Genomic DNA, 10,632 nt, shown 5'->3' on the forward strand with positions numbered 1-10,632 from the left:
AGACCCTCAACCGCGCCACGCCGCTGATCTTCACCGGCCTCGCCGTTGCCGTGGCCTTCCGCGCCAAGCTCTGGAACATCGGCGCCGAGGCGCAGCTCTACGCCGGAGCCCTCGTCACCGTGGTGATCGGCACCCAGCTCGGCCTGCCCGGCCCGCTGGCGATCCCGCTGATGGCGCTCGGCGCCATCCTCGCCGGTGCGCTGGTGCTGCTCGGCCCGGTGCTGCTCAAGACCCGGCTCGGGGTCGACGAGGTGGTCACCACGCTGCTTCTGAACTTCATCATGGCGCTCTTCATCTCGTGGCTGCTCGAGGGCCCGCTCAAGGACCCGATGGGCATGGGCTGGCCGAAATCCCCCGCCCTGCCCCGCGACGCCCGCCTGCCGCGCATCGTCGAGGGGCTGCGGCTGCACTGGGGCTTCGCGATGGCGCTGATCTGCGCCGCGGGCGTCTGGCTGATCCAGACCCGCACCACCCTCGGCTACGAGATCCGCGCCGTCGGCCAGAACCCGCAGGCCGCGCGCTTCGCCGGCATCCCGGTGGGCCGGGTGCTGGTAAAAACGGCCCTTCTCTCGGGCGGGCTCGCGGCGCTTGCAGGCTTTTCCGAGGTCGCGGGGCTCAAGGGCAACCTGACCTCGGACCTGTCGCCGGGCTTCGGTTACACCGGCATCGTCGTCGCCATGCTGGCGCTGCTGCATCCCCTGGGCGTGGTGGTCTCGGCGCTTTTCGTGGCGGGCATCTTCGTGGGCGCCGACAGCATGTCGCGCGCCGCCGAGGTCCCCACCTACATCGCCGACATCCTGCTCGCCGCGGCGCTGCTCTTCATGGTGCTCGCCATCCTCCTGACGCGGTTCCGGGTGGTGCGCGGATGACCGAGATCCTCGATATCCTGATCTCCGCCAGCTTCTGGGCCGCGGTGCTGCGCATCGCATCGCCGCTGATCTTCGCCACCATGGGAGAGCTGATCTGCGAGCGCGCCGGCGTGCTCAACCTCGGCATCGAGGGCATCATGGTGATCGGCGCCTTCGCCGGCTGGATGACCGTCTACGCGGGCGGAGGCCTCTGGACCGGCGTCGCCGTCGCCATGCTGGCCGGCATGGCCTTCGGCGCGCTGCACGGGCTGCTCACCGTGCCCTTCGGCCTGTCGCAGCACGTGGTGGGGCTGGGGATCACCATGCTCGCCACCTCCTCGGCCTACTACGCCTACCGGCTCGCCCTGCCCGAGGTCACCAACCCGCCGCGGATCGCGCCGTTCCAGCCGCTCGACATCCCCGCACTGTCGGACCTGCCGTGGATCGGCCAGGCGCTGTTCTCGCAGACCGCGCTCACCTGGGCGGCCTTTGCCTGCGTCGCGGTGGTGACCTTCGTGCTCTACCGCACGCCGCTCGGGCTCGCCCTGCGCGCGGCGGGCGAGAACCCGCACGCGGTCGAGGCGCAGGGCCTGTCGGTGGGCGCCATCCGCATGGGCGCCGTCATCGTGGGCTCGGGCCTCATGGCTGTGGGCGGGGCGTTCCTCACCATGTCCGCCTTCTCGAGCTTCTTCTTCGAGATGGTGAACGGCCGCGGCTGGATCTGCATCGCACTCGTGGTCTTCGGCGCGTGGAAACCCGGGAAGGCACTCCTGGGCGCGCTGCTCTTCGCCGGCTTCGACGCGCTGCAGGTGCGGCTGCAGCAGACCGGCATGGGGCAGATCGTGCCCTACCAGGTGTTCCTGATGATCCCCTACCTGCTCTCGATCCTCGCGCTGGTGCTCATGTCGCGCCGCGCCGAGGTCCCCGCCGCGCTCATGACCCCCTTCAACCGCGGAGAACGCTGACATGGCCAGCTTCGACATCCTCGTCACCGGTGGCACCCTGCCCGACGGCACCGTCAAGGACATCGGCATCGCGGGCGACCGCATCGCCGCCCTCGGAGACCTCAGCGGCGCCGAGGCCGGCACCGTGATCGACGCCACCGGAGACCTCGTGTCGCCGCCCTTCGTCGATCCGCATTTCCACATGGACGCGACGCTGAGCTACGGCACACCCCGGATCAACGCGTCCGGCACCCTGCTCGAGGGGATCGCGCTATGGGGCGAGCTGAAGCAGGTCGCCACCGTCGACGAGATGGTGGACCGCGCGCTGGCCTATTGCGACTGGGCGGTGAGCATGGGCCTTCTCGCGGTGCGCAGCCACGTCGACACCTGCGACGACACGCTGAAGGGCGTCGAGGCGCTGCTGCACGTGCGCGAGGTGGTGAAGCCCTACCTCGACCTGCAGCTCGTGGCCTTCCCGCAGGACGGGTTCTACCGCGACCCGACGGCACGGGCGAACACGATCCGGGCGCTCGACATGGGCGTGGACGTGGTGGGCGGCATTCCGCATTTCGAGCGCACTATGGCCGATGGCGCCGCCTCGGTCCGCGAGCTCTGCGAGATCGCCGCCGGGCGCGGCCTGCTCGTCGACCTGCATTGCGACGAGACCGACGACCCGATGTCACGCCACATCGAGGCGCTGGCCTCCGAGACCACCCGCCTCGGCCTGCAGGGACGCGTCGCGGGCTCGCACCTGACCTCGATGCATTCGATGGACAATTACTACGTCTCGAAGCTGCTGCCGCTGATCGCAGAGGCCGGGATCGCCGCCATCCCCAACCCGCTCATCAACATCACCCTGCAGGGGCGCCACGACACCTACCCCAAGCGCCGCGGGCTGACCCGGGTCAAGGAGATGCAGAGCTGCGGCATCACCGTGGGCTGGGGACAGGATTGCGTGCGCGACCCGTGGTACGCACTCGGGACCGCCGACATGCTCGACGTGGCCTTCATGGGGCTGCACGTGGCGCAGATGACGTCTCCGGCCGAGATGCAGCGCTGCTTCACCATGGTGACGGAGGACAACGCTAAGATCATGCACCTCGACGACTACGGGCTAGCGGTCGGCAAAGCGGCCTCGCTGGTGGTGCTCGACGCCGGCAGCGCCATCGAGGCGTTGAGGCTGCGCCCGGACCGGCTCTGCGTGATCTCGAAGGGCAAGCTGGTCTCGCAGCAGGCCCGCAACGACGCGCGGCTTACTCTTCCCGGCCGCCCGGCCAGCGTGCGGCGGCGACACAGAATTTCCGAGGGGTGATCGGCGGGATCCGGGTCAGGGGGCTGCCCGCCTTGCGATGGCTGTTTGCCGGGTGTGGGGCGTTGTGGTGGGGGATTTGGGGCGATATGTCGTATGGCCGTCTCGCGAGCCCCGGGGGTGCAGGGGCGCTGCCCCCGTCCGCTGACGCGGACTCCCCCGGAGTTTATCCGGCAAGATGAAGGAAGGGCGTAGCGCCCTTTCCTCAAAAGGTTTGCCGATGTGGAAGGGGGTCCTGTGGCGGCGGACCACCAGGCGCTCGGCCGCGGCTGGTTCGAGTCACACGCGCCGCGAGGTGAGTTATTCCCGTCTGGTGGCGCGGGCGGTGAGCTTTGCGGGCTCGGGTGGGGATCTCGGAGGTCAGGCCCTGACGCGGTCCGATCGTCTTGAGGTCGAACGTGTGCGTGAGACCTCTTGCGCCTTCAAGGTGATGCCGAGGTGGGGCCTGGCGGATGCAGCGGGTTCCTCCGAAGGTCAGGCCGCCAGACACCCGGTCTTGTCGACGTCGCCCGGGCAGCAACTGTGAGGCGAATTGCCCCCAAGTGGCGTGCCCTCTGAGCTTTGCGGGCTCGGCTGGGCCCCCGCCGGTCAGGCCACCATGCGTTCGGCCTTCTTGAGGTCAACCGACACCAGCTGCGACACGCCCTGTTCCTGCATGGTGACGCCGAAAAGGCGGTCCATGCGGGCCATGGTCACCGCGTGGTGGGTGATGATCAGGAATCGGGTCTCGGTGCGGCGGCACATCTCGTCGAGCAGGTCGCAGAAGCGGGTGACGTTGGCATCGTCGAGCGGTGCGTCGACCTCGTCGAGCACGCAGATCGGCGCGGGGTTGGCGAGGAACACCGCGAAGATCAGCGCCAGCGCCGTCAGCGTCTGCTCGCCGCCCGAGAGCAGCGACAGCGTCGAGAGCTTCTTGCCCGGCGGCTGGCACATGATCTCGAGCCCGGCCTCGAGCGGGTCGTCGCTTTCGACCATCACGAGGTTGGCCTCGCCGCCGTTGAAGAGGTGGGTGAAGAGCATCGAGAAGTTGCTGTTCACCTGCTCGAAGGCGGTCAGCAGGCGCTCGCGCCCCTCGCGGTTCAGCGAGGCGATGCCCGAGCGCAGCGTCTTGATCGCCTCCTCGAGGTCCAGCTTCTCGGAGAGCAGCTGGTCGTGCTCTTCCTGCACCTCGCGGGCGTCTTCCTCGGCCCGCAGGTTCACCGCCCCGAGCGCGTCGCGCTGGCGCTTCAGCCGGTTCACCTCGGCCTCGATCTGCTCCGAGGGCGGCATGTCGTCGGTCGACATGTCGAGCCGTGTCAGAAGCTTGGCGGGTGTGGTCTCCTGCTCTTCCTCGATGCGCTCCGCGGCGTAGTCCACGGTCTCGCGGGCGGCCTCGACGCGGGCCTCGGAGCGGGCGCGGGATTCGCGGGCCTCGGAGGCCGCGCGCTCGGCGTCGCGTTCGGCGAGGATCGCCTCGCGCAGCGCGGTGTCGGCCCGGTCGAGCGCCTCGGAGGCGGCGTCCTTGCGCGCCTCGGCAAGCTCGATCGCTTGCCCCAGTTCGTCGCGCTTTGCCGCCAGCTCCGCCGGGGCCGAAGAGGCCTCGCGCAGCTCTGCCTCGGCCGCGGTCCGGCGCTCGTCGAGCTCGGCGCTGCGCTTCTCGGCGGTCTCGAGCCGGTGGCGCCAGCCGGAGAGATCCTTGGTCACCTGCTGAGCGCGGCCCTTGCGGGCATCGCCCTCGCGGCGCAGCTCGTCATGGGCGGAGCGGCGGGTCATCATGGTCATCCGCGCCGCCTCGACGGTCATCTTGATGTCCTCGACCTGCGCGCGGGCGCTTTCGAGATCGCCCAGCTCGGCCACGGCGCGCTCGGCCTCGAGCAGCTGCTGGCGGGCGGCGGTGGCCTCGTCCTCGTGGCGCTTCAGCGTCATCGAAAGGTTTTCGAGCTTGCCCTCGGCCATGTTGCGGTCGGCCTCGGCGCGGTTCATCGCGCGGGTGGCGTCGTTGAGCTGCTGGTCGGCCTCGCGCCGCGCCTCGCGCGCCGCCTTGTCCGCCTGCGTGAGATCGGCGAGCCGCGACACCAGCGCCTCGTGCGCGGCGCGCATGCCGTCGACCCGCGCACCGACCTCGGCCATCTCCTGCTTCAGCGCCTCGAGCCGGTTGAGCTGTTCGAGCCGCAGCGCCGCGGCGGAGGGCGCATCCTCGGCCCAGGCGCGGTAGCCGTCCCAGCGCCAGAGGTCGCCCTCGACGCTCACTAGCCGCTGGCCGGGCTTCAGCAGCGGCTGCAGCCGCGCGCCGTCCTCGGCGGTCACAAGGCCGATCTGGCCCATGCGGCGCACCAGCACCTCGGGCACCGAGACGTGCTGGGTGAGCGCGGTCACCCCCTGCGGCAACGGCTGGGTGGCGTCGTACTCGGGCAGCACGGTCCAGCCGGTGGGGCCGTCGGCCTCGACCTCGGGCGCGCGCAGGTCGTCGGCGAGCGCCGCTCCGAGCGCCTTCTCGAAGCCCTGCTCGACCTGCAGCCGGTCGAGGATCTGGCCGCCCTCGGCGGTGTCGCGTTCCAAGAGCCGCGAGAGCGCCGTCACCTCGGCGCGCAGCGCGTTGAACTCGCCCTCGGCCTCGGAGCGGCCGGCGCGGGCCTCGGCCTCGCGCGACTGGGCCTCGGCGCGGGCCTCGTCGGCGTCGTTCAGAAGCGCCTCGGCGCGCTCGGCCATGGCCTCGGCCTCTTCGGCGCGGGCGCGGGCCTCGGAGACGGTCTCGGTGGCCTCTTCCAGCGTCTCCCTGGCAGAGCTCAGCGCCTCGCGGGCGCCGCCGGCGGCCCCCTCGTGCCGTTCCAGCGTCTTGCGGGCGTCAGCAAGGAAACGGTGGGCGGACTGGTGGCGGGCGGCGAGCCGCGCCACGTCCTCGGTCTGCTGCGACAGGTCCGCCTCGCGCTCGTGGAGGATCGCCGCAGCGTCGCCCGCAGACTCGGCGGCCTCGGCCACGCGGTCCTCGTGGCCTTCGCCGGCGCGGGCGAGCTCGCGCTCTTCCCACTCGAGCCGCTCGATGGTCTCGCCAGCGTCGCGGTTGAGCCCCGCCTCGCGCTCCATGTCGCGCGACATCTGCTCGATGCGGCGGGTCAGCGCGGCGATGCTGTCGGCCGCCGCCTTCTCCTGGTCGGCGAGCGCGTCGCGTTGCACCGACATGCGCTGCAGGATCGCGGCGGCGATGGCCTCTTCCTCGCGCAGCGGCGGCAGCGCCTCTTCGCGTTCGCCGCGGATCTTGGCCGCCGCACGTGCTGCGCCCTCGGCCTGCGAGGCCAGGGTCACCATCTCGCGGTAGGCCTGTTCCGCCGCCAGCCGGGCCTCGTCGGCCTCCTTCCAGCGGCGGTAGAGCAGCATGCCCTCGGAGCGGCGCAGGTCGGTGCCGATGGCGCGGTAACGGGCCGCCTGCCGGGCCTGCCGTTCAAGCTGGGCGAGCTGCGTCGCGAGTTGCTCGATGACGTCGTCGACGCGCAGCAGGTTGGCCTCGGTGCTGTTGAGCTTCAGCTCGGCCTCGTGGCGGCGCTGGTAGAGCCCCGAGATGCCGGCGGCTTCTTCCAGAATGCGGCGGCGGTTCTTGGGCTTGGCGTTGATCAGCTCGGAGATCTGGCCCTGCCGCACCAGCGCCGGCGAATGGGCGCCGGTCGAGGCATCGGCGAATAGCATCTGCACGTCGCGGGCGCGCACGTCCTTGCTGTTGGCTTTGTAGGCCGAGCCCACGTCGCGGGTGATGCGGCGGACGATCTCGATCTGGTCGCTGTCGTTGAACCCGGCGGGCGCCACCCGGTCGGAGTTGTCGATGGTCAGGCAGACCTCGGCGAAATTGCGGGCAGGCCGGGTCGAGGCGCCGGCGAAGATCACGTCCTCCATGCCCGCGCCGCGCATAGCCTTGGCGCGGGTCTCGCCCATCACCCAGCGCAGCGCCTCGAGAAGGTTCGACTTGCCACAGCCGTTAGGGCCGACGACCCCGGTGAGGCCGTCTGCGATGACGAGATCCGTCGGATCGACAAAGCTCTTGAAGCCCGTCAGCCTGAGGCGCGAGAAGTGCAAGATGGACTGCCCTGATTCCTAGTTTTCAGCGATCTTGCCGGTTCGCCGCCCCACAAGTCAAACGCTTTGCGCTGCATGTCGCGGCTCCTTGCCAACTGTCCACAAGATATTGCGAAAATTGGCACGAAACCGTGTATTGACCAATGTCGTGTTAACGCTTTTCATCTGAAGACTTTGCAAGGAGCTGCCCCATGTCGCTTGCTATCCACCCGGTATCGCCGCGTGACCCGCGCGCGATTGCGCTGCTGACAGAGAGTCACGCGCTGATGAATGCGCTCTTCCCACCCGAGGAGAACCACTTCCTCGACATCGACGCACTCTGCTGTGAGAGCATCACGCTCTTCGGCGCCGAGGAGTGCGGAGAGCTGCTTGGCTGCGCCGCGCTTGCCCGCCGCGACGGCTACGGCGAGGTGAAGTCGATGTTCGTGGCGCCCGAGGCGCGGGGCATCGGCGTGGCCCGCCGCCTGCTCGACCGGCTCGAGCGCACCGCGCGCGAGGAAGGCTTCCCGCTGCTGCGGCTCGAGACCGGCGACCGACTCGCCGCCGCGGTCTCCCTGTACGAGAGGGAGGGCTATCGACGACGCGCCGCGTTCGGCAGCTATCCAGAAAGCGCCTCGAGTCTGTTCTACGAGAAACCCGTCGAGAACCCCGTCAGAGCCTGACCCCTACCCCTCGCGGCATTCCACCGCCGCCGTTCCCCCCAGACCTTCCGTGACAAAGGCATCGTAGATCTCGCACGAGAGTACGCTGCCGCCCGGCTGCTTCGGCGCCGCCCGTCCGTCGCATGACAATCCCATCACCATCATCGCCGGATCGCCGCTTACCCAGGCGGGGATGCAGCCCGTCTCGAGGTACACGGCCTTCTGTGCGCGGGCCGCGATCGGCCCGAAGCGGGCCGGAAACTCTGGGTTGATACGCGTCACTTCGGCCATGTCATCGCGCACCCGGATCAGGAAGCGCGAGCCCTCGACCTCGGCCCCGACGGGCTCGATCCCGCGAAAGCCGGGAGCGGCGGCGTTGCAGCCGAGAAGCAGCGCAAAAGCGAACGGAAACAGCGGTTTCATGGGGTCCTGCCTACCCGCAGCGTGGTTAAGGACCGGTTAAATTCTCTGACTCAACATTGGGCAAAAGAGGCGGAAAAATTCTTGCCTATGACATATTCGCAACACAGCATCCCACAACCACAACGGAACCCACCGCCCGGCCCGCCGTTGTCTTGGCAATCGCAGGAGACGACAGATGACCGACCACAACATGAACACGGAGCGCACGCGCAGGGGCTTTTCGGCCCCCGACTGGCGCTGGCTGCTCATCCTCGGCGCGTTGCTGATCGTGGGCGCCGTGGTGGCCTTCCTGAAGCCTTTCGAGGCCTCGCTCACCGCCGTCGCCATTGCCGCGGGCATCTTCGCACTGGGCGGCGTGCTGCAGCTCTGGATCGCCTTCCGGGACGAGGGCCGGAGCCGCGGACGTGCCGTCTCGGCGCTGATGGGGCTGCTGATCCTTGCCTTCGGCATCGCCCTGCTCGCCAACCCGCTGGCCGGGATCATGTCGCTCACGCTTATGGTGGCGGGCTTCTTTCTTGCGCTCGGTGCGCTGCGCCTGTGGCTCGGCATGCAAATGCGCGGCCAGCCGGGGCGCGGCTGGATCATCGCCTCGGGCGCGGTCTCGCTGGCTCTGGGCGTCCTCGTGATCCTCGCCATACCGCAGATGGCGGGTGGCATGCTCGGGATCTTCCTCGGCGCCGAATTGCTGAGCTCGGGCATCGGGGCCACAGCGATGGCGCTGCGGCTGCGCTAGGCGCACGGCGCCTCAGAAGCGTATCGTCACCTCTGGCAGCGCCAGCGTGGTCAACAGGTCGCGCAGCTCCTGCCGGGCCGCCACGTTCGAGATGTTGAGCTGCTTGACGCCCACGTCCTTCAGGTCGAGCAGCGTCAGCCCCCTCGGGAACAGCTCGCGGAAGATCACTCTCTCGGAGAACCCGGGCGCGATGCGGAAGCCGATGCGCTTGGAGAGCCGTTCCAGCGCCTTCTCCATCTTCATCTTGTTGATCATCTGCTGCGCCCCGAGCCGGTTGCGCAGGACGATCCAGTCGATGGGCTTCAGACCTGCCTGCGCCCGCAGCTGCCGGGCGTTCCAGACCATCTCGGAATAGACCGACGGCCCGAGGATCTTCTCGCCGTCGTTGTCGATCCGGGCCAGCAGGTCGAAGTCGATGAAACTGTCATTGAGCGGGGTTATCAGCGTGTCGGCCAGCGAATGCGCCACCTGGCTCAGACGGGTGTGCGAGCCGGGGCAGTCGATCAGGATGAAATCGGAGTCGGCTTCGAGCTCGGACACCGCCTTGCTGAGCCGCACGTCATAGGCGTTCTCGCCCTCTGCGAGCGACGACTGGTCGATCTGCGGCAGCTCGATGTAGCGCGGGCTCGGCAGGTCCAGCCCCTCGCTCTCAAGATAGCGGCGGCGGTTGTCGCAGTAGCGCCCCATGGTTTTCTGCCGCAGGTCGAGGTCCAGCGCCCCCACCCGGTGCCCCATGCGCGCCAGTGCTGTCGCGACATGCATCGAAACGGTGGACTTGCCCGCACCGCCCTTCTCGTTTCCGACCACGATGATGTGTGCCACGCGCTACCCTCTTGTCCCTGAAATCCACATGTCCGCTGTGGTGGCCCTCGCGCTACCGTATCTGGGGGTAGGCAACAAGCAAAGTCTTGCCGATGCGTCGCAGCGAGAAATCCGTGCGGGGCGTGTTCCCGGGGACGCAGCCGGGCCCCCGGCGGTGATCGGAAAACGAAAAAGCCCGGCCGCTGGGGCCGGGCTTTTCTGACTGGGTCGGACCCCCAAATCAGTGCAGCTTGGCACCGACCTCGGCGATCGACTCGTCGATCATGCGGTCCCTGTCGGCAGCGCTGGTCTGCTGTGCGATCACGGTGCGGGCAGCCGCGACGGCGATCTCGGCTGCGCGGTCGCGCACCTCCTTCACCGCAGAGGCCTCGGCCGATGCGATCTGGTCCTCGGCAGCGGCCAGACGGCGCGCGATCGATGCTTTCAGATCAGCCTGTGCCTGCACGGCGGCCGCTTCGGCCTCCTTGCGGGCATTCGCCACGATGAGCTCAGCCTGGGCAGCCACTTCCTTCTGCTTGCGCTCGTAGGAGGCCAGAAGCGTCTGGGCTTCCTCCCGCAGAGCACGGGCTTCGTCCAGCTCGTCGCGAATGCCTTCGGCACGCTTGTCCAGCAGCTTGCCCAGCACCGGCGGAACCTTGAAGTACACAAGGATCGCCAGGAAGAGCAGGAAGCCGAGCAGCACGACGAAGTCGGTGTTGCGCAGCGAGAAGAAGGGGCCGGTCGCAGCCAGCGCGGGGCTGGCAAAGCTGGCGCCAAGGGCGCTGGTCAGGATCAGCTTGCGCATGCGATCACCCTTTCATCCGGTCGCCGACAGCCGCCGAGATGGCGTCCTGGTCGGCCTTGCCGCCCATCGTCGCGACGATGGCTG

General features: G+C 69.0%; 9 protein-coding genes. 5 read left to right on the forward strand and 4 right to left on the reverse strand.

Annotation, left to right across the window (positions count from 1 at the left end):
• The 3 genes from HC022_RS12095 to HC022_RS12105 form a co-directional block, all read left to right on the forward strand.
• Positions 1-869, forward strand: an 869-nt coding sequence (locus HC022_RS12095; protein WP_167452594.1) for an ABC transporter permease, incomplete at its 5' end; no start/stop codon positions are given.
• Positions 866-1,813 carry an ABC transporter permease gene (locus HC022_RS12100; protein WP_008886570.1) on the forward strand — a complete coding sequence of 316 codons (948 nt, stop codon included), beginning with the start codon at positions 866-868 and terminating at the stop codon, positions 1,811-1,813. The genes HC022_RS12095 and HC022_RS12100, both read left to right, overlap by 4 nt.
• 1 nt (position 1,814) lies before the next feature.
• Positions 1,815-3,104 carry an amidohydrolase family protein gene (locus HC022_RS12105; protein ID WP_167452595.1) on the forward strand — a complete coding sequence of 430 codons (1,290 nt, stop codon included), beginning with the start codon at positions 1,815-1,817 and terminating at the stop codon, positions 3,102-3,104.
• 585 nt (positions 3,105-3,689) lie between these two features.
• Here HC022_RS12105 and smc read toward each other — a convergent pair.
• Positions 3,690-7,145, reverse strand: a complete 3,456-nt coding sequence (gene smc, locus HC022_RS12110; RefSeq protein ID WP_167452596.1) for a chromosome segregation protein SMC — start codon at positions 7,143-7,145, stop codon at positions 3,690-3,692.
• 191 nt (positions 7,146-7,336) lie between these two features.
• Between smc and HC022_RS12115 the strand changes: the two genes are divergently transcribed.
• Complete coding sequence (locus HC022_RS12115) at positions 7,337-7,807, forward strand: GNAT family N-acetyltransferase (protein WP_167452597.1); 471 nt, start codon at positions 7,337-7,339, stop codon at positions 7,805-7,807.
• A 3-nt stretch (positions 7,808-7,810) separates the two neighbouring features.
• Here the strand turns inward: HC022_RS12115 and HC022_RS12120 are convergent, their stop codons facing one another.
• Positions 7,811-8,209: a hypothetical protein gene (locus HC022_RS12120; RefSeq protein WP_167452598.1), complete on the reverse strand. Its 399-nt coding sequence runs from the start codon at positions 8,207-8,209 to the stop codon at positions 7,811-7,813.
• Between the two features lie 175 nt (positions 8,210-8,384).
• Between HC022_RS12120 and HC022_RS12125 the strand changes: the two genes are divergently transcribed.
• Complete coding sequence (locus HC022_RS12125; RefSeq protein ID WP_167452599.1) at positions 8,385-8,942, forward strand: HdeD family acid-resistance protein; 558 nt, start codon at positions 8,385-8,387, stop codon at positions 8,940-8,942.
• Between the two features lie 12 nt (positions 8,943-8,954).
• Here the strand turns inward: HC022_RS12125 and HC022_RS12130 are convergent, their stop codons facing one another.
• Together HC022_RS12130 and HC022_RS12135 are read right to left on the reverse strand one after the other, a co-directional pair.
• A complete protein-coding gene (locus HC022_RS12130) occupies positions 8,955-9,764 on the reverse strand; it encodes a division plane positioning ATPase MipZ (protein WP_167452600.1) in 810 nt (269 codons plus the stop codon).
• 220 nt (positions 9,765-9,984) lie between these two features.
• Positions 9,985-10,548: a F0F1 ATP synthase subunit B gene (locus HC022_RS12135; protein WP_008886486.1), complete on the reverse strand. Its 564-nt coding sequence runs from the start codon at positions 10,546-10,548 to the stop codon at positions 9,985-9,987.
• Positions 10,549-10,632: the final 84 nt, after the last annotated feature.

This window comes from Salipiger sp. HF18, from assembly GCF_011806505.1.
Lineage (GTDB): Bacteria > Pseudomonadota > Alphaproteobacteria > Rhodobacterales > Rhodobacteraceae > Salipiger > Salipiger thiooxidans.

What these genes read in the sequence shown, in the direction of transcription:
- HC022_RS12105 (WP_167452595.1), top strand. Translation starts at nt 1,815, where the DNA reads ATGGCCAGCTTCGACATCCTCGTCACCGGTGGCACCCTGCCCGACGGC.
- HC022_RS12120 (WP_167452598.1), bottom strand. Translation starts at nt 8,209, where the DNA reads ATGAAACCGCTGTTTCCGTTCGCTTTTGCGCTGCTTCTCGGCTGCAAC.
- HC022_RS12135 (WP_008886486.1), bottom strand. Translation starts at nt 10,548, where the DNA reads ATGCGCAAGCTGATCCTGACCAGCGCCCTTGGCGCCAGCTTTGCCAGC.
- HC022_RS12100 (WP_008886570.1), top strand. Translation starts at nt 866, where the DNA reads ATGACCGAGATCCTCGATATCCTGATCTCCGCCAGCTTCTGGGCCGCG.
- HC022_RS12125 (WP_167452599.1), top strand. Translation starts at nt 8,385, where the DNA reads ATGACCGACCACAACATGAACACGGAGCGCACGCGCAGGGGCTTTTCG.
- HC022_RS12115 (WP_167452597.1), top strand. Translation starts at nt 7,337, where the DNA reads ATGTCGCTTGCTATCCACCCGGTATCGCCGCGTGACCCGCGCGCGATT.